Source organism: Hymenobacter sp. FMD4 (assembly GCF_058932745.1).
This window is the reverse complement of record NZ_JBZYWH010000001.1, coordinates 230,856-253,347: the sequence shown is the minus strand read 5'-3', so window position 1 is coordinate 253,347 and position 22,492 is coordinate 230,856. Positions and strand designations below refer to the sequence as shown.

Genomic DNA, 22,492 nt, shown 5'->3' with positions numbered 1-22,492 from the left:
GAACTGGAGCCCTGCGTAGGAATGCCATTCGGCGTACATCACCGAGGGGGGTGGCAGTTTGCGCTGTCTTTCAGCGTGGCTGCCCGGGCAATCAGCCCAGCGGCGGATATGCGCTACGCACTTTGGCGGCCGAAAGATGAGAAATGGAATCCGGATGGCCGGGAACCCCCGCGTCGCGCAGCTGTTTTCACTATGGCACTGCCTATAAAGCTAAACTACCGGTGCCGTCCCGAAATTTTTATCTTTGAGCTTCCCATCCAACCAATTCTCCCTCATGTCCTCCCAAGCCGACGTCCTCTCGCCCAAGGCCCAGGTGCAGCAAAACAAAGGCTCCCTGAACGCCGCCGGTTTCACCGATTACTACGACATCGACGGCCTGCTCACCGACGAGCACAAGCTCATCCGGCAGACCATCCGCGACTTCGTGAAGCGCGAGATTTCGCCCAGCATCGAGAAGTGGGCCCAAGACGGGCACTTCCCCTCCGAGATTGTGCGCAAGTTTGGCGAGGTAGGCGCCTTTGGCCCCACCATCCCCACCGAGTACGGCGGCGGCGGGCTGGACTACATCAGCTACGGCCTGATCATGCAGGAGATTGAGCGCGGCGACTCCGGCATGCGCTCTACCGCTTCGGTGCAAGGCTCGCTGGTGATGTTCCCCATCTACCAGTACGGCTCCGAGGAGCAGCGCCGCAAATACCTGCCCAAACTCGCCTCGGGCGAGTGGCTGGGCTGCTTCGGCCTGACCGAGCCCGACCACGGCTCCAACCCCGGTGGCATGACCACCAACATCAAGGACATGGGCGACTACTACCTGCTCAACGGCGCCAAGCTGTGGATCAGCAACTCGCCGGAGTGCCAGGTAGCCGTGGTATGGGCCAAAAACGAGCAGGGCCGCATCAAGGGCCTCATCGTGGAGCGCGGCATGGAAGGCTTCACCACCCCCGAAATTCACAACAAGTGGAGCCTGCGTGCCTCTTGCACCGGCGAGCTGGTGTTCGAAGACGTGAAGGTGCCCAAGGAAAACCTGCTCCCCAACATCGACGGCCTCAAAGGTCCGCTCAGCTGCTTGGACTCGGCCCGCTTCGGTATTGCCTGGGGCGCCATCGGTGCTGCTATCGACTGCTACGAGTCGGCTCTAAAGTACTCTCTGCAGCGCGAACAGTTTGGCAAGCCGATTGCCGCCTACCAGTTGCAGCAGAAGAAACTGGCCGAAATGATTACCGAGATTACCAAGGCCCAGCTGATGGCGTGGCGCCTGGGTGTGCTTAAGAATGAAGGCAAAGCCACCTCGGCCCAAATTTCGATGGCCAAGCGCAACTCCGTGGACATGGCCCTGCATATTGCCCGCGAAGCCCGCCAGATTCACGGCGGCATGGGCATCACCGGCGAGTACCCCATCATGCGCCACATGATGAACCTGGAGTCGGTGATTACCTACGAAGGCACCCACGACATTCACCTGCTGATTACCGGGGCGGATATCACCGGTATTCAGGCGTTTAAGTAAGCCGATCAATACCTAAGGAAAACGGCCGTTCTTCTGCAAGAACGGCCGTTTTTTAATTTGCATAGTACAATGGTTTACCGATACCTCTTTCTGGCCTGTTCAAGTGTACTGCTGTTAGGATGCTCTGAGCGTGAAAGGTCGAATGAAGATTGGTGGGTTGGCTCAAGAGGAGTTGAAGAAAATCTAGTGAAACCGAAGGTGCTGCATTGGGCCGAATGCAGACTGTTGGTTCCGGACACGGCTATTCACCGATTTCTGCGCGACTTATTAGAGCAGGGTGAGGGCGGAAAGCTGTTTTTAAAAGGTGCTTCATTAGGAAAAACCCTTTATGAGCAGCCCCCTAAGTGGGTGCCGCCCAGTTGGCCAGGTCGCCCAAGGGCAGAGACGATTCCTGACCTTAAGGATAATGCTTTAGCGACACTTGTAAAACATGATAAATTACTGACAGCAGCTGACACGGTGTTTATGCATCAACAAATGGCAACATCTTCAGGCTTTAAAGTACAAGCCGCTTTGTTGCCAGAATACACGATAATCCCAAGTGACAGTGTGTGGGCCGTTGAACAGTGCCTAAAAGCCCTTGGCAAACGTAGCAGCGGGTTTTGCAGCGAAATCGAAAAACAATATGGGCCGGGTATTCATGCTTTTATTGCTATGCCCTTGTTCTCGCGTGATTATTCAACTGTCATAGTAGAAGTAGGGCAAGTATGTTGTGGCCTTTGCGGTAGAAGCGAAACTTTTGTTGTGCGTCGAAAGCAAGGTAAGTGGCAGGTAATTAAGGTAATTACTAGCTGGATTAGCTGATCAACTTAAGGTGCATTAATGCATCTACGGCATGCTTCGATGAAACTTAAAGAGGCGCCCTCAACAGGCGGCTCTGCTACTATTTCGCTACCGGCACCTCCTTGCTCAGGAGGTAGCGCGTGGTGTTGCCTTCGTGAATGGTATTTACCAGAGTCCAGCCCTGGACGCTGAGCTCGTTCAGCTTCTGCACCTCCGTCTGGTACATCTTGTGGGTGGCGTACCGGGTGCGCCGTTGGAAGGCCGTGGTAGAATCGGGAAGGCCTTTAACGAGGACCGCGTTGAGGGTCTTCCTCGGTACGCTGTTGAAATGGGTGACCGATTCCTCCGTTTTGATGGTGCCATCAGGTTCAATCAGCGTCAACGCTGAGCGCATCTGAGCCAAACCCACGTTTTCCTGCTCCCGAATGAGCATCAGGTAGCGAGTTGTAGTTTGTTGGGCGGAGGCGGCGCTGGCCGTCAAAAGTAAGCCCAGCAGCAGGGTAGTTTTGAGCATGAATACGGAGCGATGAAGGTGAAATAATAATCGTCCTGCTCCGTCGCAGAAACCAAGCCAGATTCACCGTCTGGGCACTCAGCGCAGCTCCTCAAACGCGTATTGCCCCGACGACCAAAACTCATCTAGGGCCACTAGCCGCGGCTTGAAAAACGAAATCAGCCGCGGCCACTCGTCGCGGTTATACATGTTGGCCGGCGCTAGCTCTTGGTAAATGCGGCTGAGTGGCTGCCCGTACTCATCGGTAGCTTCGGCTTCCCAGATCCACTCCTCACCGGTGGCTTCCTCCAGCATCAGGCGCAGCTCCCGAAACTGCTCAAAGAACAGTTCCCGTAGGCCCGCATCGGCGTGGGTGATGTCGATGCCGATGGAGGCGCGACGCGTGTCAGCGTGCATGCGGAAGTACACGTGCTTCAGGCCAGTTTTGTAATTGATCCAGTTCACGGGCAGACCTTCCGAAGAAAGAATCGGGCGCATGTATTGGCCCAGGGTGGTCCAGAATGCTTGGCGCAACTGGGCGGCTTCGGTTTTGCTGTACATCGGAGGAAAGAAGCGTAAGCGGGGCGCGAAGGTACCTTACGTCTTACGGAGTATGTTAGGGCTCTGATTATGTTACGCAGCGCATGAGCTTGGATACCGTCGAACTGATCCTGGAGATAGAAACGTATTTCCACATCACCATTCCTGATACCGATGCCGAACAGGTGCGTACCGTAGGAGACTTGGCCGGGGTAGTGAACCGAAAGCTCACTTACGGCGGAACAACTGCGGGAAGCCGCACTTTTTACATTGTATTCAGCACCCTGAGGAGGGAGCTGCAGGCGGTGCTCCGGTTGGCGAAGCGTCCTTTTGCCGATGAGCTGCTGGGTGAGTACCTGGCAGCAGCCGACGAGGCATTGGATCAGCCCTTTCTAAACTACTTAGCCAGGCAGACCGGGTGGCTGGTGCCTTGTCTGCGCGCCATCAGGCCTGTGGAAAGCAGTTGGACGCTTCGGCTGTTGGGGCGTAAGCCCGCCCGTTGGCCCGACTGGACTCAGAATAACTTGGCGGACTTAGCAGGCTGGATTATGTCGCACAATTACCGATCCTTTTTCCCAGCAGAGGACTTTGCCAATCGTGCTAATGGTAATGCCTACGACGTATCGAGGGCTGTTGCGGGCATTGTTGCTGAGAAGTCAGGAGTCGAGGTTTGGGAGATTCAGCTGCAGGACAGCCTCACCAATGACCTGGGTATGGATTGACGCACGGCTGCTACGTGCTATTTTGCAACCGATAAGCCCTTCCCCGCATGTCCGCCACCCCCGTTTTCGTCGCTCCACTCGTCCTGCTTGAATGTCTCGTCGCCGGTACTTCGCACCGCGAAAACCTCGCCGAGCACGAGCCCAATCTGCACGTTGATCAGCCCTTAGTACTGCAGCGCGAGTCCGACAGCTCTTATGACGACTGGGCCGTGCAGGTGCGCACCCGTCCCGAAGACGGCGACGTATGGCTGGGCTACCTGCCCGAAGGCCGCAACGAAACCGTGGCCCGCCTGCTCGATGCCGGGCGGAACATCACCGCGCGGCTTACTTACAAGTCGTGGGAGGAAGAGTGGCTGTACCTCAACATTGAGGTGCTGCTACACGAGTAAGCGCTAAAGCTGCCCGGCCACGGCGGCCGCGGGCTCGGGGCGGTTGGCTACTTGGGCCAGCAAGCCCGCCGCGGGCCCGGCGGCCAGCACTAAATACAAGTAGTGGGGGCTGAGGTGATGCGCCAGCCAGCTCGTCAGCTGAATACTGATAATGGTAATGGCAAAGCCCAGGCAGTTTACGATGGTAAGGGAGGTACCGCGTGTAGCCTCGGGGGCGCTCTGGGCTACCAGCGTGGAAAACAGCGGCGAATCGGCCACCACCATCAGGCCCCAGAAGAAAAGGAAGCCCAGCAGCAGCGGCACGTAGTTCGTTTGAAGCACCAGCGGCGACAGTAAGCAGCACAAGCCCGACAGCGCCAGTGCCGCCGTGGCCACCGTACGCAGTGCTACCCGCTGCGACAGCAGCCCGCTGGCCACGCAGGCCAGCCCACCCACGCCGATAATGAAAAAGGAAAGTACTGACACCGGCAATTCAGCGCTGGGGTGCAGGCCATTATAAGTAGTGAGCAGCACCGGCACGAAAGCCCAGAAAGTGTAAAGCTCCCACATGTGGCCGAAATAGCCGAAGGCGGCCGCCCGGAAGAGTGGCCGCCGGAAGCCCGTCAGGAATGCCGTGAACCGTAACTGCTGACCGGCTTTGCGGTGGGGACCATCGGGTACCAGCAGCAGCATGGCCACGCCGCCTGCTACCGCCAGTGCGGAAGTGGCCAAGGTCACATAGTGCCACGGCAGCTGCGCCGTGGCGCTTTTCAGCAAGTGGGGAAATGCCGTGCCCAGCACCAGCGCCCCCACCAGAAAGCCGAGCGACTTGCCCAAGCCCGCCTGAAAGTAATCGGAGGCTATTTTCATGCCTACGGGGTAGATGCCAGCCAAGAAAAAACCGGTCAGAAAGCGCAAGGCCAGCATGTGCCCTACTTCGGCGGCTTCCACGTTGATGCCCACGTTGCACAAGGCAGCTAGCAAGGCGCTGACGCAGAACACCTGCGAGGGTGGAAAGCGGTCGGCTATGGCCAGCACCGCAAAGGCGAGCGTACCGCTGATGAAACCCAGCTGCACAGCACTGGTCAGATAGGCCACAAAGCTGCCCGACAAGCCAAACCGGCTAGCCATATCCGGCGCCACGGCGTTGCCGGCAAACCAAAGAGACGTGCAGCAAAACTGTGCCAGCACGATAACTGGTAAAACGCGGCGCATAGGCAGGTAAAGAAGAGTGAAATGGGCGCCCACGGTGGCGAATAGCGGGGGCAGCCGAAATAACGCAATTGCCGTGGGACTGCATCAGCTAAGTAGGCCATTCGCTAGAGGTATACAGTGGTAAATTGGCATGGCGTATGGCATGTCAGCCAACGCTCATTTTTAACGACCCGGCAGTGGCCCCAGTAGGGGAGAGGCAGTATCTTAACGCTCTGCACCCGAGGCCTCATGTACCGCACCGATTTTCCTGACCTCACTTGGCTCAAGCGCGAAGTAGACCGCCGCTTTGCCGATGGGGTAGGCTGGCCCAGCGTCGTCATTCAGGCACGGCCTGCCACGACGGTGCACCGGCCCGATATCCGCGGTCCGCTGTCGTTGTTTATGAACCTGCGCGGCAGCTCGGCTTGCGCTGTGCCGGGGCACCGTGTCCGCATCGAAACCGATACCTACTTTCTAACCAACCCCCACGAGCACTACACGCTGGATGTGGAGGAGCCCGGCCAGACGGAGACGCTGAACTTTCACTTCGGTGAACAGCTGGCCGAAACCGTGTTGCGCGACTCCGCCACCACCGCCACAAAGTTGCTCGACGACCCTTTTCGGGCAGCGCCACCCGTGCATTTCTTTACCAAGCTTTACCCGCGGGATGCTGCTTTCGATGCGTTGGTGAGACAGGTGGTAGCACAGCGAGAAGCCTTCAACGCGCATAAACTGCTGCGCGACCAGCTTCTGCTGGCTGTGCTGGCCTACCTAGTGCAGCGCCACCACGATGCCCAGCGTCAGGCCGCTCAGCTGCCCGCCGTCAAGCACACCACCCAGCAGGAAATTTTTCGCCGACTAAGCTGGTCGGTGGATTACCTGCATAGCTACTACGCCCAAGACCTTAGCTTGGAGGAGCTGGCCCAAGTCGCCTGCTTGTCAAAATTTCATTTCCTGCGCTTGTTCCGCGCCCTACACGGCCAGACACCCTACGCCTACCTGCGCACCTTACGCCTGCGCAAGGGCCAAGAGCTCCTGCGCAGCGGGCAATTGCCGGTGGTAGAGGTGGCCAGCTTGGTGGGTTTCGAAAGCAGCAGCGCCTTTGGGCGGGCGCTGCACCAGAGCACCGGCCGCTGGCCACTGGCCTTTCAGGCTACGCATGCCGCGAATTAGCAATTTTGGTCAACGCCTCCGTGGTAATGCCACCTAGTTTTGGGCATTCACCTCTCAATGCTCAAACGCCATGGAAACGAACGCACTGCAGTGGGCCAGCGCCTTATTTATCGGTTTAGTACTCGTCTTGTGGGGCTGTGTATTGCTGGGGGTGCAGCAAGCGTTTCGCCGATTGCCCGAGCCGCACTTGGCAGCGCAGGCCATCCGCCGTACGCGCTGGGTAGGGGCGGGTACGTTGCTCTGGCTGGCGCTAAGTGCCGGGCTGGCTGCCGTCGGCTTGCTCTCCGATTTTGAAGCGCGGCCGCCGCGCTTGGTTATGCTCGTGCCATTGCCGTTGCTAGCACTGGCATGGCTGGTTAAGTCAGAAACGGTCGGCCGATTATTGGATGTACTGCCGCGCGGCGCGCTGGTGGCGCTGCAAAGCTGCCGCGTGGTGGTGGAGGTGGTGCTATGGCTGCTGTTTCTGGGCGGCGAAATACCCGTGCAAATGACCTTTGAAGGCTTAAACTGGGATATCCTGACGGGCCTAACGGCGCCGGTAGTGGCTTACTTCTGCTTCCGGCGTCGTACCTGGCCCTGGCAGGTGGCTTTCGGCTGGAACATCGTGGGGCTGGTACTGGTCGCCAACATCGTCACCATTGCCTTCCTTTCGGCGCCGTTGCCCATTCGCTATTTCTTCAACGAGCCGGCCAATACCATCGTCACCCGCTTCCCCATGATCTGGCTGCCCACCTTCGTGGTGCCACTGGCCTACACGGCGCACGTGCTTTCTCTGCGGCAGCTATGGCGGCGCCGGCGCGCTGTCCGGGTAGCAGCGCAGCCCCTGGTAGCCGCTGGGTAGCCTGGCACCTGAGTTATGGCCGTCTGTGCTTCCATGAACATCAGCAAGCTGTTAGTCGCGTAGCCAATAAGCGTTTCGTAATGGCTAGGATGGGGTTGCTTGGTATTGATTACCAAGGAGGTAAGCCCTGCTACAAGCCTCTGGGTTCTAAACTCGGCAGTACCTAGCTGCGGACATAAGCCGTATAGCATATCTCAACCAAGCACCATACCGCTATGTCTCAGAACGCTGATGAGCGCCGCCAAGAGCGCCGCGAACAGGATAAAGAAGAATACCGCAATGCCCCCGAGTCGCGCTTTCAGCCCGACCGCAACAACCCCCAGCGCCACCACGACCGTGACCCGCAAGACGACGGCGACGCCACGCAGGACTTCAACACCATTGCCGACGACGGTACCTCCGACGGGGTAGCCAAAACTACCGCTGGCTCGGGCGCTAATAACCTTGGCGCTGGCGGCCGCGTGCAGGACACCAACACCGTAAGCGGCAATGCCGACCAAGGCGGAACCCAGGGCGGTGGCTCCAAAAGTGCCGACCAGGGTCATCTGCGTACACCCAGTGCTCAAGGCTCGCATCAGTCCCAGGGCAACTCGCACGACCATGGCGAGAGCGGCCGCAAAGGGTCGCGCAGCGGCGACCAGGTATAGCGCCGGGTTATCGTCGCCGAGCGGCAGGCACACCTGCTAGCTGATCAGATGCTGATTTCCATGCCAACTGTTTCTCGCCATGTCGCTCAATTTCGATAGGTATTGCACCGAAGCCAACCAGTGGCTGGCCGTAGTAAACCGACACCTCGGCATTCACGACCGGCAGCAGGCGGGGCGCATTTTTCGGGCCGTATTACACGCCCTGCGCGACCGTATCCAGATTGCCGAAGCCGTGCATCTGGGTGCGCAACTTCCCATCGTGTGGAAAGGCATCTATTTCGATGGGTTCAAGCTGCGCAAAGAGCCAATTGTCATTCGTAACGCGCAGGAGTGGTTGCTTTTCGTAGCCTCCTACGATGCTTTTGCTGAAGGCCATGATTTCCCAACGGCAGAACATACACGACGGGCTTTTCTCGGAGTAATGCAGGCTTTGGAAGAGTTGCTGTCGCCTGGTCAGTATTCGCAGGTTGTCGATGCGCTCCATACCGAAATTCAGGAGCTGCTGTACGTGCACTAAAGCACCGCTGGCATAAAGAGCAACTCCCCACCCCGGCAAGCTGGGGTGGGGAGTTTTGTTAGTAAATATGGCTTCAGGCCTGTTCGGCATCAGCAGGAAACCTGCCGGAAAACATCACAGCCACTCCGCAAGTGTGGCAGCTTCGTACCGCGCTGTATGTATCGACTGCTCCTGGGGCAGGGCACTGACCATGTGCTCCACAAAAGCCTGCGCCAAGCTGCACATACAATCGCGCAGCAAGGTTTGACGCTCGGGAGTAAACACAGCCGAAAACTGCTTGGCCCCCCGGCTACCACCCAAAGTCGACTCGGCACCCAGCACCGCCGGCAATGCATCCGACAGCAGTAGGGCCGCACAAGCCTGAACGGCTTGCATCAGGGTCAAAACTTCTTTCAAAGTCAGCGAAATGGTTTCGTTCATCTTGAGCTCGTACAAGCGGCGGCGCAAAGCCAACACCCTGCTTACGGGCTGCAGCTCCGACAGGCGCGAGGCTGCCAGCAACAGCGGGTCGTCGGCGTGGGCGGGTAGCACGGGCGGCAGCAGCACGGCCAGACGCATCAGCTGCAGCTGCGTTTCTGATAGGGATAAGTCCAGCACTGGCTGTTCCACCGCCGAGGGCTGCGCACCCTCAAAATCGACCAGTGGGCAGAGCAGGGTATGCGCCTGCGAGCGGAAGGCTTCCTCCACTTCGTCGAGCCGCCACTGCACCGATTCAAATTCGTCGAGCACCTCTGCCAGCAAGTTTTGCAGCGTATCGGATACGGCGCGGGTGCCGCGCAGCATCTGTGCCTGCAGCGTCCGACGCTGCTCTGCGGAAAGCTCGGCCGTACGCTCCAGGTAGTCGAACACCGGGTCGGCGAGTGGACTATCCAGGCAGAAGCTACCTACGCGGAAGTACACGTAGAATTGCAGCGGGTCGCTGGTGCATAGTTGGTTCAGGCCGTCGTCGTCGCGTACCTGACCGATGCGCTCCACCACTTCCTCATTAAGTCCCAGAAGCTCGGTTACCAACCTAGGCACAGGCGCTTGCGGAAATTGAAACAGCTGTCCGTAGCCCATCACGAGCCACGATAGGTATGGCTGTAGCGTACGGTAAGGCAACATAGGTGCCGAAGAAGCGCCAAAGAGGTGGTCGTGGGGGCTCATAGCTATGGTGGGGTAGCAGAAGGGCGATACGCGGTACGGGTAAGCTGAACTTGCTTTGCGATAGGTCTTTAATCTTTGAACGAGGCAAGTGCTTATTAGTTATGTTCAATTTGAATTAAGCTTCTACACTTTCTGCTTGATTGGGCTTGTGTAGCTGGAGACGTTACTTTGTACACGGGGCCAGCTACTTTTAAGCAGCCCGATTTCCTCATGAGCTTAATGGATAATGTTCGCGTGGCGGCTTTGGCGGCTGCCCTGTTATTTGTCGGGCCGGTGGTGGCACAGCCCACGGTGGGTTCACAGCGGGCCATGAGCGCTGCGCCTTATTACCTGCAACTGCAGCGGCGGGCGATGGTGCCTTCCACGGCTCGTATCGGTTTTTTGCCGGCTCGCCTGCAGCACCCGGCCGCCGACCGTATTCTGCAGCGCACCCGTGCTGGCGCGCTGCTTGATTCTATCAACGGTTACCTGCGCAGCCGCGAATTGGTCCCTGTAGCACTGCCCCCCGCTGCTAAGGCCGCTTGGCTGCCCGACGTGTACTTCGGCGCCCCAGCGGGCGAGATGGTGATGCCGCCGTATGTGCGCTCAGAGTGCCCAGATGGGCAGTCCGGATGCGTGCTGCTGGCGGGCTTCAATGGGCAGGGCAAAACCTTGGCAGCCTTGCGTGAGCAAATGCGGGCGCAGCAAGTACAATACCTACTGGTTCCCATCCTGCGGGAGTCGTTTATCTATCCATCGGCCCGCGTTAGTGCGGGCAGCGTTGTAAGCACTAGCGGAGCTTCAGCCACGCATTATTACTTGGATCTGGGCTCCAATTACACCTTGGAGCGTACGGCACTGCGTGCGCTTGATGCGCTCGAGCCCGTGCTTACGCTAACGGGCGCTCTGCTGGATGCGGAAGGTAAGTTGCTGATGATCGGGGCCGAGGGCTTCAAAGTCGCTGACGAAGGAGCCAATCGGTTATTGCGTAAGGACCCGTTTGAGTTCGGCGCCGCCGATTACGAAGCGGCCCTCGCCACCGACAGAAGGCTGGATTTGCCCGGCGCTTCGCCCAATTGGAAAGTAGCTGCCAAGTACCTTTATCAAACCCTTACCATGCGGCAACCCTTGGCCCCTCAAGGGCCTTATCGCATGCTTGGCGGCCAATAAATGTCTTGGGCTAGCTAATATTTTTGGCATAAGTATTCTTTGAGAATTTTTGCTAAAAAAATTGCGCTAGCGGGACTATTTGCGGCCATAGGGTGTTACTTTACCTCTGAAACTATCGACCGAAGAAATCTGCTTCGAATCGTATGCGCGAACCGTACATGACTGGCAGCAACTCCCATATGGACGCTACCGACAAGGAAATAGACAAGGCCCTGCGCCCCCTTAGCTTCGATGACTTTGCAGGTCAGGCCAAGGTGGTGGAAAACCTCAAGGTGTTTGTGGCTGCTGCCAAACAGCGCGGTGATGCCCTCGACCACGTGCTGCTGCACGGCCCTCCCGGCCTCGGCAAAACCACCCTCTCGCACATCATCGCCAACGAGTTGGGCTCCGGCATCAAGATGACCTCGGGCCCGGTGCTCGACAAGCCTTCCGATTTGGCGGGCCTGCTCACCAACCTCGACCCGCACGATGTGCTCTTCATCGACGAGATTCACCGGCTGAACCCAGTGGTGGAAGAGTACTTGTACTCAGCCATGGAGGACTACCGCATCGATATCATGCTCGATTCGGGCCCAAATGCCCGTTCCGTGCAGATTTCGCTGTCGCCCTTCACGCTCATCGGGGCTACGACGCGTTCGGGCATGCTCACGGCGCCGTTGCGGGCACGCTTCGGCATCAGCTCGCGCCTGGAGTACTACGATGCCAAGCTGCTCACCGACATCGTGCAGCGCTCGGCCGACATTCTGGGCACGCCCATCTACGAGGATGCCGCCTTCGAAATTGCCCGCCGCTCGCGTGGTACGCCCCGTATTGCGAATAACCTGCTGCGCCGCACCCGCGACTTCGCCCAGATTAAAGGCACCGGCACCATCACCCGCGAAATTGCCCAGTTCGCTCTGAACGCCCTCGACGTGGACTCCCAAGGCCTCGACGACATGGACAAGCGCATCCTGTCGACCATCATCGACAAGTTTAAGGGTGGCCCCGTAGGCATCACCACCATTGCCACGGCCTGCGGTGAAGAAGCCGAAACCATCGAAGAAGTGTACGAACCGTTCCTGATTCAGGAAGGCTACATCAAGCGCACCTCGCGCGGCCGCGAAGCCACCGAGCAGGCGTACACGCACCTTGGTCGCCCGCTGCCCGCTCACATGCGCGGCAACGTAGCGGGCGACTTGTTCTCGCAGGAATAGCTTCCTTTTGAATAACCAAGCGGCAGGTAACGGCATTTAACCCGTTACCTGCCGCTTGGCTTTTGCAGGGTACTGGGGCTGGCTTTGATTAACAGAGTCGTTCGATTTCAGCCGGGTCTAACTGCGAACGGAAGAATTTTTGTTTCATATTCATTGATTAACGATAAAAATTTATTGATAATTGCTCAGCGGAAAGTTGCTCACGTCAACGAGTGGGGGCTACCGGGTGGGCAACTATTCAACTCAAAGCTTTATGAAAACGGATTCTACGCTTGTTCTAAAGGTCATGCACATGGTGTTCTGGGTGCTGTTTATTGGGTTCTGCATTCAAACCGGGTCCGTACTCATCTCCTTTTTTGTGAGTGAGTTTGTCAACCCGGTGGCCGCGCAGAATCTCTACATGGGGCTAAATTTTTCGGACCTGAGAAGCTACAGCGAAGTGCATTATGCTGGTGTGGTATCCCTCACGGTATATTTTCTGGTAATCAAAGCTTATATGGCCTACTTGGTCATTCAGATCTTCCGAACAATAGATTTCGCGGCACCATTCAGTACGGAAGTGGCCGTACTGATAACCAAAATCAGCCATGTTGCGCTGGGGGCCGGCTTGGTGGGCCTGGGCGCGACCAGGTACACCAAATGGCTGATAAAAAGCGGTGCCGTTGAAACGATGACTTGGCCGGGGGGAGAGTTTCTGCTGCTGGCCGGCATCATCTTCATCATTGCCAAGGTGTTTCAGAAGGGCACCGATATCCAAGCCGAAAATGCCCTGACCGTATAAGCCATGCCCATCATCGTGAACCTGGATGTTATCATGGCTAAACGAAAGATGTCCCTGAGCGAGCTTTCTGAAAAGGTCGACCTGACCTTGGCTAATCTTTCCATCTTGAAGACCGGCAAAGCCAAAGCCGTACGCTTCAGCACGCTTGAGGCACTTTGCAAAGCCTTGGATTGTCAGCCCGGCGACATACTAGAATGCCGCTGATCCGCCGCGCTGAAACTACCAATGCCCGCCGAGTTGTTGTGCTGCCTGAGCACGTAGGCTGCGGCCTGCTGCAAATTTTTCCCTACCGGCGGTATTCTGCCGCTCACCAGAGCTTCTTATGCTTGCCTCCGACCTGACCCGTGCTGAGTGGACTGCCTTCATTAAACGGCGGGCGGCGGAGCTGGGCTTTATGGCTTGTGGCATTTCCAAGGCTGATTTTCTGGAGGAAGAAGCCCCGCGGCTGGAGCAGTGGCTAGCGAAAGGCATGCAGGGCCAAATGCGCTGGATGGAAAACCACTTCGACAAGCGCCTCGACCCGCGCCTGCTCGTGGACGGTGCTAGGTCGGTGATTTCGCTGTTGCTGAACTATTACCCAGCCGCGGAAGACCAGCAGCCCGACGATACGCTCAAAGTAAGCAAGTACGCCTACGGCCGCGACTACCACCACGTCATCAAAGACAAGCTCAAGACCCTGCTGCAGGATATGCAGGCGCACATTGGCGAGGTGGGCGGCCGGGCCTTTGTGGATTCGGCGCCGGTGCTGGATAAGGCTTGGGCTAAGAAAAGCGGGCTGGGGTGGGTAGGCAAGAACTCCAACCTGATTACGCCCGGTGCCGGCTCGTTCTACTTCATTGCCGAGCTGATCGTGGATGTGGAACTCAGCTACGACGGCCCTATCCGGGACTACTGCGGCTCCTGTACGCGCTGCCTCGATGCCTGCCCCACTCAGGCTATAGTAGAGCCTTATGTAGTGGATGGGAGCAAGTGCATCAGCTACTTTACTATCGAGCTAAAAGAACAATTGCCCGCCGACGTACAGGGTCAGCTGGGCAATTGGATATTTGGGTGTGATATCTGCCAGGATGTGTGCCCCTGGAACCGCTTTGCGCGGGCTTCGGAGGAAGAGCAGTTCCGGCCGCATCCGCAACTTAAAGAGATGCGTGAGAGCGACTGGCTGGATATCACGCAGGAAGTGTTTCAGACTTTGTTCCGGCACTCAGCCGTTAAGCGTACCGGCTATCAAGGCCTGACGCGCAATATTCGGTTTGTCGCCGGGGAGCCGGCAGCGGTACCGCCGGCGACGGAAACCGGGCTAAGCTAAGCGCACCTGCCGGAATACCCGGTTCAGGATGCGGCGGTAAAGTTTGGAGAACTGCTGGTAGCACCACGCTTTCAACTCAGTGACTTCTTCCGGCACCAGCATACGCAGGGCTTTGCGGAGTTCTTTCTCGAACAGCATGCGGTCGAAGCTAACTTTAGAGAGAATGGTTTTCACATATTCCAGCATTGTCGTAAGGGTGTTTGGGTGGGATTGTGGGGAAATGGCTAGTAATGTGGGTTGGCGGCTACCTATACGGTAGGAAACGAAAAAAGTCGTACGACCTTGTTCGAGTGCTTTGGCTACGAAGAAAGTTACAATAAATAGAATAGGAAATGCAAGGTTTTTGTTCACTTATGTGAATAAAAAATCCCGGCTTCGTGCAAACGAAGCCGGGATTAAAACACTATTAGAAATCAGGAGGTTATGCTGTAAACAGGGCAATGAGCGCCTGAGCAGCCGCGAGGCTCAGGGGCTCGTCAAATGCCTCGGTGGCAGCCGCCCGTTTTTCGGCGTCGGTGAGTGGTGTAGTAGCGGGTAAGAGCGTCGTTGTGTCCTTTTGCAGCGTGGCAGAGGTGGGCTGTAGCACCAAGTCCTCGCCGGCGTAGAAGGGGGCGGTAGCTGGGGCTTGTGGGCCACCGCCGTCGGTGCCGCTGATCCACGGCTTCACGGTAGCGCCGCGCTGCTGACGCACGGTGCGCAGGTGAGCCGCATGGCGGCCTTCCACCGCCATGATGCGGGTAGAGAGTTCGGTGAGCGAGCGGCTGGCATTAAGTAGCGTAATCTGACCAATGCAAGTGCGCACAGCAGCATCTTCGATGGCTTGCGCTACGGCTAGCATATCGTCGGTATTGCTGAATACGCCGGGGAACAATACGGGGGTACGTGTGCCGTTGGCACTGCCAGTAAAGTCGTAAGTGGGGCGTGCGGGCAAGGTGCCTCCAGAAGTGCTAATCAGGCTTTCAATCAGCGCAATCTGTTGGCGCTGTTGGGTACGCATAAGCGTCAAGTCGGCTCGCAGGCTAGCGGGTACTAAGCTGGGAGAAACAGTTGGCGTGACAGGCGTCAGGCCCAATACGCGGCTGTAAAACTCGTCCTGCAGCCAGCTCATCCGCAGAATAATCAGCAAGCCATCCAACTGGGTGCCGGTGCGCTGGGCCTCGGCTGGCTGCGTAATAAGGCTCAGGGCTGCTGGCAGAGCCGCAGCCGCGGTACGCGCCAGATTGGAAAGGGCGTCGCGGCGGGGCGTAGATTCTGCCGAAGCGTCGGCCGAGCTCAGGTGTTGAAGAAGCGAGAAAAGATTCATGTGTGAATAGGCTTCCTTAGCTGGTAGGCAAGCTCGTCCCCGTAATCGTGATGGAACTGTACTTGTTGATTTCGGTCAGTACTTGGGCTGGGGTCAGCAGCATGTTCAGGCCGGCATTGGCGCCAGTATCTTCTACTACATCAGCGGCGGCAAAGCTGCTAGCCTGTAATAGGTTGCGGACGGCAGCGGAATGGCGAGCCTCGACGGCGGTCATTTTCATGACCAACCGCATGGGAGCTGCTGTGCTAAGCAGCCGGGTAGCCCCGCACAGCGCAGCTACGCCCATGTCTTCGATCATGCGAGCCGCCGTGAGCAATCCTTGCCGGGTGGTGGCTGCCAAGGCAGTGTAATTGAAGGTGATGCTTTGGAGTACCGGCAGCTGCCCACCGGATAGAAGTCCGGTATCGGCAAACACCAGTTGCAACAGCTCGCGGTGGATAATTTCGTGGCGGCCTAAGTCGCGTAGCACAGCCAATTCCGGGGCCGTGAGGTCGGTAGGAGGCGTGGCCAACACTTGGGTATAAAAGTCAGCCGAAAACCGCTCGAGTAGGTAGATATAGGACATTACGCCCGCATCGCCGGTGCCCAGCTCGTACCCCAGCCCGGTAGGTACTACGGGGTCGTCGTCATCGTTGCCGCAGGCGCTGATGACCAAGGATGCCGCTGCCACCGCGCCGGCTTGGCGCAAAAACTGGCGGCGGGGTGGGCGCTCCGATTGGGGGCGGAAAGAAGAAGAAGCGTCGGACATACGCAGCAAAAAAACATAAGAGCCACTGGCTTACAGCCCGAGGCGGATTGACAAAGGTAACCCACCGTGACTGAACCGACCAATGGCGCACCTAAATACCAGAGCCCGGCCAGCAGGGCAAGGTTGCACCAGCTCAAAACCAGTACAGGGCCGCCCCAACGGAGCGGCCCTGTGCAGAGCTTGCTTATGAAATAAGCTTAGTTGAAGAGACCCAGCGTGGCCCCAGCCGGGGACCGGAAGTTGCGGGCAATGGCTTTTACAGTGTTAGCGTCGAGCGGCTCGTCGAAGGCCTCGGAAGCCGCAGCAGGCGTTACGGTCAGCCCAGCCGGAGCTGTCGTGCCGGTTTGCACGTTTACGGTGGCGTGCGTGACGTTGTCTTCAGCCGGTGAAGGAATACTCGCTGCCGGTATGCTACCGGAGGCCGGTACCGCTACGGCTGCGCCAGCCCCGTACACCGGCCGCGTCGATACTGGTGTGGTAGGCGAGGGGCCGCCGTTGTCCTGCAGCGAAATCCAGCTTTTGGGGCGGGCGTTCATCGGCAGCTGTGGGTCGGCTAGCACCGTAGTGCCCACGGCGCCTGCTGCCAAGCCGCGCCGTACGGTGCGGATGTGCGATGAGTGACGAGCCTCTACGGAGTGGATGTTCAGACCAGCCTGCAGAATGTCGCGGTTGGTGGCCAACATCAGGATGGGAGCACCGCCTTTGTAAGCCCGTACACCCGTATCCACGAAGGCTTGTGCTACACCGAAGTAGCGGGCCGTATTGCTGAATACATCGGGGAAGCTGCCTTGACCGGTGTAATCAAAGGCCGTAGCGGGCGGAGCCGTCTGGCTAAAAGCCTGCGTACCGAGGGCACCGCGCAGTACCTTAATGTGACCCGACTCGTCGTTGCGAATGGCGGTGATGGCCGCTGTTTCGGTAGCCGGAATCAGACCGGGAGTGCGCAGGCCGGTGTCGTAGAAATAGAATTCCAGGTACTCGAGCTGCAGAGCTAGGTTCAGCACGGCCGCTACTTCGGGCGGCAGCGTAGTACCGGTACCCTGGCCATAGGCTTTGTTGAACATGGTAGCTACAAAGCCCGGCAAGGCGGCGGCAGTAAGCTTTCGGCCCATGCCGCTGAGGTATTTAAAAGCCCGACGGCGGGTATCGAAGCGGTTGTACACTTCGGGGTCTACCTTTTCGATGTCGGTAATAATTTGAAACAGATCCATGATGCTAAGGCTGATGGGGTTAGGACGGATATACTACGGGCGGGACTAGCCGATTCCGGAAACGTTGAGCCGTGAGCCTTCCCGCAGGAAGGTGTTGGCTACGGCCACCACTTCGCTGGGCGTTTTCGAACGTTCCATGCCGGTTCCGCTGCCTTCCCCCGGCGCTGAAGTCGCCGAAGTAGGCGTAAACACATCCACCACATCGTTGGCCACGAAGGTGTTGTACTGACGCAGGTCTCGAATCAGTCCCGCGTGCCGGGCTTCCACCGACACGATTTTGCCCGCAATGGCCAAAAATACCGGGTTGTTGAGGTAACGGCCAGCACCGTTGTAAGCAGCTACTCCCAAGTCTTCGAACGCCTGCGCCGCCGTCAGTACGCTGTTGCGGTCGTTCATATTGATAGAAGAGAAGTCGGGCTCCAAGTCACGGATCAGCGTGCCACCGTTAGCGGGAATGGCCACGCGGAAGAAATCGGCGTGGATCTTTTCGTGTAGTGCCAAGTCATCGATAATCTGCTTTTCCGCGCTGTTGGCGGCTAGCCCGGTGTAGTAGGTACCTGTTCTAACGGCTGCGTAGAAAGCGGCTTCCAGCTGCTCCAAGGCAAAGGCATAATTCAGGATGCCGACATCCCCCGTGCCCACGTTCACCGTGTTCTGCACGTCGTCGTCATCGTTGTTACAGCCCGCCAGCAGTAACCCGGTAGCGGCGGCAGTCACGCCAGCATAGCGCAGAAAGGAGCGGCGTTCAATGGGCTGCAGCAGCGGATTGCTGATGACGGCCTCGTCCCGGTCGGGGGAGTGTTTGGGTGTGGTCATAAAGGATTTAAGAGTTTTGGTTGGTAGTTTTCAAAGGCAATGAGCAATCAGCCAGTGCCGGGGAAGCACTAGAATTATTAAATAGGATGCGAGGGAAGGAATTAGAGTGCACTACGCTGATTTGCAGGTCTCAGATGCTAGGTTTTACGTTATTTTTTTGGCTTATTGTTGAGTATTAATATTTGAAGCTCAACTACTTATAAGCATGTTGCAAGTTGATAATCTGCATTGTAGAACCTAATAATGTAGAATGCGAATACTTGAAATAATTCAATATTGGTATTGAAATTTTTGAGGATAAATCCGTAGTTAATGTATCATATTTAGCGCAAGCAAGCCCAACCTCATCCAGTCAGAAGCCAACGAGACACAAAAAAAGGCCAGCTCTGATGAAGAGCTGGCCTTGTAGAACCTAGTGAGGGCAGGCGCTACGGAATAATGAAGGACGAGGCGATGTTGCGCACCGTGGTGCTGTCCAGTGCTTCGTCGAAGGCTTCGCTGATTTCAGCTGCTGTGTAAGCGGGCGTAGCCATCAGCGCCGTGAGGTTGGTACCGGCCTGCGTGGTATTGGCTTCCGATGGGAAAGCAGCTGCATTGCCGGCGCCGTACACAGCGGCTGGCGCACCGTTGCTCTGGTCAAGCGTAATCCAGCCAAACTGGTTACCCGCGCTGCCGTTTGAGCCCAAGGCAGCCTGCCGACGCAGAAAGCGTACGTAAGCGGCGTGCCGCGCCTCAGTAGAGTGAATCTGAAGAGCTACCTGCAGCACGTTGAAAGTACCAATGGGCACAGTGCTCGACTGCCCGTTGTTGACAACCGTAACCGACGGGATGGTAGCCATAGCCGTACGCGGAATATTGCCGGCCTGGCCTTTGTAAGCGCGTACCCCAAGGTCTTCAAATGCCTGCGCAAATGTCAGGAACGTAGGCAAGTTGGCATAAGCGGCAGTGAAGTTGAAGCCCCGCGGCGCAGCATTAGCACCGGAGCCCAGCGCCGCTTCCAGTAGGCGTACGTGCGCTTCTTCATTGTCACGAATCTTCTGAATGCCGGTACGAATACTGGCGTTGCTGGTGAAGGCAGCCGTGAGTGTTGGAGCTTGCAGCGCCTGGGTGTAGAAGGCGGCTTCGAGGCGCTCTAGCAGCAGGGCGTAGTTCAGCACGTCGGCAAGTGGGCTGCCGGCTCCCTGCGCCAGGGTTTTGTTGAAGGCAGCACCTAAAGCTATGGGAGCCGAGGCCAGCGTGATTTTCTTGGTGATATTGCCGATAGCAGCTAAGGCGCTGCGGCGGTGATTCAGGCGGTCCATTACTTCAGGATCCACCTTCTCGAGTTCGGCGAGGATTTTGAACAGGTTCATAATTGTTCCGGAAAAGGGTGGGGTGGATTAGCTGCCGATCTGGCTACCGTTGATGCGCTCCTGAATAAAAGGCTGAGCGGCATTGAGGACCTCTGTTGGCGTCAGCGCCTGATCGAGGCCGACGGCGTTGACCACGTCGTTGGCAAACGAGCCCAATTGGATGATATCCCGGATCTGGGCCGCGTGGCGGGCTTCCACCGATACGATTTTGCCAGCTAGCAACAGGTAAGTCATGCCAGCGGCGTCAGAAGTGTTGATCAAGCGGCCTGCACCGTTATAAGCCGCTACGCCGAGGTCCTCAAACGTACGGGCCGTTTCCAGCACCGATTGACGGTTGGTGAAATTCACCGCGGAAAAGTTCGGCGTGAGGTTGCCGATGATTTGTGTAGGGGCCGCTGCCGTGATGGCCGCTTTGAAGAAGTCGCGGTGGATGGCTTCGTGGCGGGCAATGGCGCGTAAGGCCGCTGTTTCATCGGCCGTGATACCAGTGTAAGGCGTGGCTACCACTTGTGCATAAAACGCTGCTTCCAGCTGCTCCAATGCATACGCATAGTTTAGCACACCTACGTTGCCGGTGCCTAGCTGCACTTCGGCCGTCATGTTGCCGCCTTCGTCATCGTCGCTGTCGCAGCCGGCTAGAATCAAGCCGGTGGCACAGGCTGTCAGACCGGCATAGCGCATAAACAGGCGGCGGTCAACCGGCTGCGCCAAGTGGCGGCCGATGCCCGCCTCTTCCGGTGCGGGATTGTGGGGTTGGGTAGCCATGTCGAGTAAATGGATTTTGGTTGAACAGAATCCCAGAGGCAAAAGGCGGACTTGCCCAAGGCTTTTTTGGCTCTGGGGAAGAAGGAAATGCACCTTACCGGGAATGGATTTTCAGCACCTACGACTTCACTGCCCGAGCTGGATTTACCGGTAGAAAAAATTTATTTTCTACCGGGTTGACTTTGGTTAAGTGAGGTATGTCTTTGGCCCCTTAAAAGCCCTTGCGGAGGGTATGGTGACGTTTTTGCGTAGCTTTGATAATATGCCGTGGCGTCAGATTTTCTTTTTGTGGACCGTGCTGGTGTCGCTGTGGTGGCTTATGCCAGTAACCAGTGCGCAAAATCCATCGGCCACGAAGCCCGCTACCGCTACCACGCCTGCCCCGGCGGCTACCCCCGCGCCGAGCACGCCGCCAGCGGCAACTCAGCCACCAGTTACGCCTCCCCCGGCCGGGCAGCAGGCTGAGCTGGAATTGGGGCGCACGTCGTTCCCGGTCAATGAATACTTCACCATTGCCATTCGCCTAAGCGGGGCACCTTTGGAGCGGTACTCGGCTTTCCCAGACATTGAGGGGTTCAAAAAAAGTGGTAAGTCCTCTACCACCACCACGCGCACTGTCGGCGGTAAAAGCAGCGTGGAACTCGTTCTGACGCAGCGCTACGCCGCCTATGCCGAAGGTGACTTTGTCCTGAAGCCTTTTACCATGAGCGTCAACGGGCAGGTGCTGCGCTCAGCCGGCGCTACGCTGCACGTCACGACGCAGCCCACGCCGCCCGCGGGCACTGCGCCAACTGCCGGCTCTCCTCCCGCCGCCAAGCAGCCGCTGCAAGGCATCGGGCTGCTCGATCAGTTGCTGGGCAAGCCTAAGCCGAACGAATACACCGAGCCGGCCGATTATGCATTTCTATCTGTAGAGCCCGACAAAGCCGCCGTCTGGGTAGGGGAGCCCTTGCGCGTGGGGTTGTACTTCTACCTTGCGCCCACTGATCAGGGCCTGCTTGATTTTTACCGCTTCGGAGAGCAACTGCCCGCCTTGCTGCGGCAACTGCGGCAGCCCTCGGCCTGGGAAGAAACCTTCGACGAAACTGATATCCTGCCCGATTCGGTTCGCGTTGGGGGCAAGCCTTTCCTGCGTTACCGGCTCTATGAAGCCGTATATTATCCACTCAGCACCAAGCCTCTCGACTTTCCGGCGCTGGCGCTGCAGATGAAGAAATACCGCATAGCCAAGAACCCCATTCCCGGCGCCGACAACCGCATGGAGGGCTTCAAAACGTATTTCACCCGGCCCCGCACAGTAGCTGTGCGGGCGCTGCCGGCCGGTCCGGAAAAGGACGTGGCCGCTGTAGGGCGGTACCGGCTGCGCGAAGGAGTGGTGCAAACCAAGTTTCCTACCGGCGAAGCCATCCGCTACACGCTCACCATTGAGGGTGAAGGCAACCTCACCGCTCTGATGCCGCCAGTGCCGCAAGTTCCGGCCGGGCTGGAGGTGTACGGACCCGATGTCCGCCAGGAAACCACCCGCGAAAACGGCCGTGTGACCGGGCGCAAAGTGCTGCAGTACCGGCTGGTACCGCGGCAGCCGGGCCTCTTAGCGTTGCGCGACATATTTGCGGTGCCGGTATTTGATTTCGCAGCCGGGCGTTACATCACCCTGCGGCCGGAATTGGAATTCAACGTAATCGGTCCGCCCGTGGCGCCGCCGCAGGAAGTCACCGCTTTTGTGCGCACCGATCCGTTTTACCAGCAGCAACTGGCTAGCGCCAGCAACACCCTCCGCGACTTGGATTCGGACCGGCAGATCAAGCGCTACGCCAACATCGTGCTGGCCGTGCTGCTGGGCGTGGCCCTCATCGGCTGGTGGACGGCGCGGCGGCCGTAGGAGCTGAGCAGGCCGCATCCAAAAGCAACAAGCGCCCCCTGAGGTTCAGGAGACG

The 22,492-nt window shown here is 57.9% G+C and carries 24 protein-coding genes and 1 pseudogene; 14 read left to right on the top strand and 11 right to left on the bottom strand.

Going from position 1 to position 22,492, the window contains the following annotated elements:
• Nucleotides 1-274 precede the first annotated feature (274 nt).
• Nucleotides 275-1,507 carry an acyl-CoA dehydrogenase family protein gene (locus AC5FXY_RS01085; protein WP_493554780.1) on the top strand — a complete coding sequence of 411 codons (1,233 nt, stop codon included), beginning with the start codon at nt 275-277 and terminating at the stop codon, nt 1,505-1,507.
• 69 nt (nt 1,508-1,576) lie between these two features.
• The gene (locus AC5FXY_RS01080; protein ID WP_493554779.1) at nt 1,577-2,311 is read left to right on the top strand and encodes a hypothetical protein; all 735 of its coding nucleotides are present in this window, start codon (nt 1,577-1,579) and stop codon (nt 2,309-2,311) included.
• A 79-nt stretch (nt 2,312-2,390) separates the two neighbouring features.
• Here the strand turns inward: AC5FXY_RS01080 and AC5FXY_RS01075 are convergent, their stop codons facing one another.
• Nucleotides 2,391-2,804 carry a hypothetical protein gene (locus AC5FXY_RS01075; protein WP_493554778.1) on the bottom strand — a complete coding sequence of 138 codons (414 nt, stop codon included), beginning with the start codon at nt 2,802-2,804 and terminating at the stop codon, nt 2,391-2,393.
• A gap of 78 nt (nt 2,805-2,882) precedes the next feature.
• Nucleotides 2,883-3,344 carry a DUF4268 domain-containing protein gene (locus AC5FXY_RS01070; RefSeq protein WP_493554777.1) on the bottom strand — a complete coding sequence of 154 codons (462 nt, stop codon included), beginning with the start codon at nt 3,342-3,344 and terminating at the stop codon, nt 2,883-2,885.
• Nucleotides 3,345-3,430: 86 nt separating this feature from the next.
• On the opposite strand from AC5FXY_RS01070, the pseudogene AC5FXY_RS01065 reads away from it, so the two are divergent.
• Nucleotides 3,431-4,045: pseudogene (locus tag AC5FXY_RS01065) on the top strand (acyl carrier protein); the annotation flags it as partial.
• Between the two features lie 47 nt (nt 4,046-4,092).
• On the top strand, nt 4,093-4,434 hold the full coding sequence (locus AC5FXY_RS01060) for an HIRAN domain-containing protein (protein WP_493554776.1): 342 nt from the start codon (nt 4,093-4,095) through the stop codon (nt 4,432-4,434).
• 3 nt (nt 4,435-4,437) lie between these two features.
• Here AC5FXY_RS01060 and AC5FXY_RS01055 read toward each other — a convergent pair whose 3' ends face one another.
• Nucleotides 4,438-5,628 (bottom strand): MFS transporter, encoded by a 1,191-nt coding sequence (locus AC5FXY_RS01055; protein WP_493554775.1) that lies wholly within the window; start codon nt 5,626-5,628, stop codon nt 4,438-4,440.
• A gap of 228 nt (nt 5,629-5,856) precedes the next feature.
• Between AC5FXY_RS01055 and AC5FXY_RS01050 the strand changes: the two genes are divergently transcribed.
• The 4 genes from AC5FXY_RS01050 to AC5FXY_RS01035 all read left to right on the top strand — a co-directional run bounded on the left by AC5FXY_RS01050 (nt 5,857) and on the right by AC5FXY_RS01035 (nt 8,785).
• Nucleotides 5,857-6,780, top strand: a complete 924-nt coding sequence (locus AC5FXY_RS01050; protein WP_493554774.1) for a helix-turn-helix domain-containing protein — start codon at nt 5,857-5,859, stop codon at nt 6,778-6,780.
• A gap of 70 nt (nt 6,781-6,850) precedes the next feature.
• The gene (locus AC5FXY_RS01045; protein WP_493554773.1) at nt 6,851-7,621 is read left to right on the top strand and encodes a DUF8737 domain-containing protein; all 771 of its coding nucleotides are present in this window, start codon (nt 6,851-6,853) and stop codon (nt 7,619-7,621) included.
• A 215-nt stretch (nt 7,622-7,836) separates the two neighbouring features.
• The gene (locus AC5FXY_RS01040; protein WP_493554772.1) at nt 7,837-8,268 is read left to right on the top strand and encodes a hypothetical protein; all 432 of its coding nucleotides are present in this window, start codon (nt 7,837-7,839) and stop codon (nt 8,266-8,268) included.
• 79 nt (nt 8,269-8,347) lie between these two features.
• Nucleotides 8,348-8,785, top strand: coding sequence for a DUF2267 domain-containing protein (locus AC5FXY_RS01035; protein ID WP_493554771.1), 438 nt, complete (start codon nt 8,348-8,350; stop codon nt 8,783-8,785).
• A gap of 114 nt (nt 8,786-8,899) precedes the next feature.
• Here AC5FXY_RS01035 and AC5FXY_RS01030 read toward each other — a convergent pair whose 3' ends face one another.
• Nucleotides 8,900-9,931, bottom strand: a complete 1,032-nt coding sequence (locus tag AC5FXY_RS01030) for a hypothetical protein (protein ID WP_493554770.1) — start codon at nt 9,929-9,931, stop codon at nt 8,900-8,902.
• A gap of 210 nt (nt 9,932-10,141) precedes the next feature.
• Here AC5FXY_RS01030 and AC5FXY_RS01025 point away from each other — a divergent pair, with 210 nt between their 5' ends.
• The 5 genes from AC5FXY_RS01025 to queG all read left to right on the top strand — a co-directional run bounded on the left by AC5FXY_RS01025 (nt 10,142) and on the right by queG (nt 14,360).
• A complete protein-coding gene (locus tag AC5FXY_RS01025) occupies nt 10,142-11,080 on the top strand; it encodes a hypothetical protein (RefSeq protein ID WP_493554769.1) in 939 nt (312 codons plus the stop codon).
• A 143-nt stretch (nt 11,081-11,223) separates the two neighbouring features.
• Entirely contained in the window at nt 11,224-12,273 is a 1,050-nt protein-coding gene (gene ruvB, locus AC5FXY_RS01020; RefSeq protein WP_493554768.1) for a Holliday junction branch migration DNA helicase RuvB, read from the top strand.
• Nucleotides 12,274-12,526: 253 nt separating this feature from the next.
• Complete coding sequence (locus tag AC5FXY_RS01015; protein WP_493554767.1) at nt 12,527-13,054, top strand: DUF2975 domain-containing protein; 528 nt, start codon at nt 12,527-12,529, stop codon at nt 13,052-13,054.
• Nucleotides 13,055-13,057: 3 nt separating this feature from the next.
• Entirely contained in the window at nt 13,058-13,258 is a 201-nt protein-coding gene (locus tag AC5FXY_RS01010; RefSeq protein WP_493554766.1) for a helix-turn-helix domain-containing protein, read from the top strand.
• A 118-nt stretch (nt 13,259-13,376) separates the two neighbouring features.
• Nucleotides 13,377-14,360, top strand: coding sequence for a tRNA epoxyqueuosine(34) reductase QueG (gene queG / locus AC5FXY_RS01005; protein ID WP_493554765.1), 984 nt, complete (start codon nt 13,377-13,379; stop codon nt 14,358-14,360).
• Here queG and AC5FXY_RS01000 read toward each other — a convergent pair.
• From AC5FXY_RS01000 to AC5FXY_RS00970, 7 genes are all read right to left on the bottom strand, one after another.
• A complete protein-coding gene (locus tag AC5FXY_RS01000; RefSeq protein WP_493554764.1) occupies nt 14,352-14,546 on the bottom strand; it encodes a hypothetical protein in 195 nt (64 codons plus the stop codon). The two genes, queG and AC5FXY_RS01000, sit on opposite strands and share 9 nt — an antisense overlap.
• Before the next feature lie 235 nt (nt 14,547-14,781).
• Nucleotides 14,782-15,663, bottom strand: a complete 882-nt coding sequence (locus AC5FXY_RS00995) for a ferritin-like domain-containing protein (protein WP_493554763.1) — start codon at nt 15,661-15,663, stop codon at nt 14,782-14,784.
• A 16-nt stretch (nt 15,664-15,679) separates the two neighbouring features.
• Complete coding sequence (locus tag AC5FXY_RS00990; RefSeq protein WP_493554762.1) at nt 15,680-16,411, bottom strand: ferritin-like domain-containing protein; 732 nt, start codon at nt 16,409-16,411, stop codon at nt 15,680-15,682.
• Nucleotides 16,412-16,608: 197 nt separating this feature from the next.
• A complete protein-coding gene (locus tag AC5FXY_RS00985) occupies nt 16,609-17,622 on the bottom strand; it encodes a ferritin-like domain-containing protein (RefSeq protein ID WP_493554761.1) in 1,014 nt (337 codons plus the stop codon).
• Nucleotides 17,623-17,667: 45 nt separating this feature from the next.
• A complete protein-coding gene (locus AC5FXY_RS00980) occupies nt 17,668-18,438 on the bottom strand; it encodes a ferritin-like domain-containing protein (RefSeq protein ID WP_493554760.1) in 771 nt (256 codons plus the stop codon).
• A gap of 428 nt (nt 18,439-18,866) precedes the next feature.
• Nucleotides 18,867-19,790: a ferritin-like domain-containing protein gene (locus tag AC5FXY_RS00975; RefSeq protein WP_493554759.1), complete on the bottom strand. Its 924-nt coding sequence runs from the start codon at nt 19,788-19,790 to the stop codon at nt 18,867-18,869.
• 27 nt (nt 19,791-19,817) lie between these two features.
• Complete coding sequence (locus AC5FXY_RS00970) at nt 19,818-20,555, bottom strand: ferritin-like domain-containing protein (RefSeq protein ID WP_493554758.1); 738 nt, start codon at nt 20,553-20,555, stop codon at nt 19,818-19,820.
• Between the two features lie 232 nt (nt 20,556-20,787).
• On the opposite strand from AC5FXY_RS00970, the gene AC5FXY_RS00965 reads away from it, so the two are divergent.
• Nucleotides 20,788-22,437, top strand: a complete 1,650-nt coding sequence (locus AC5FXY_RS00965) for a BatD family protein (protein ID WP_493554757.1) — start codon at nt 20,788-20,790, stop codon at nt 22,435-22,437.
• Nucleotides 22,438-22,492 lie beyond the last annotated feature (55 nt).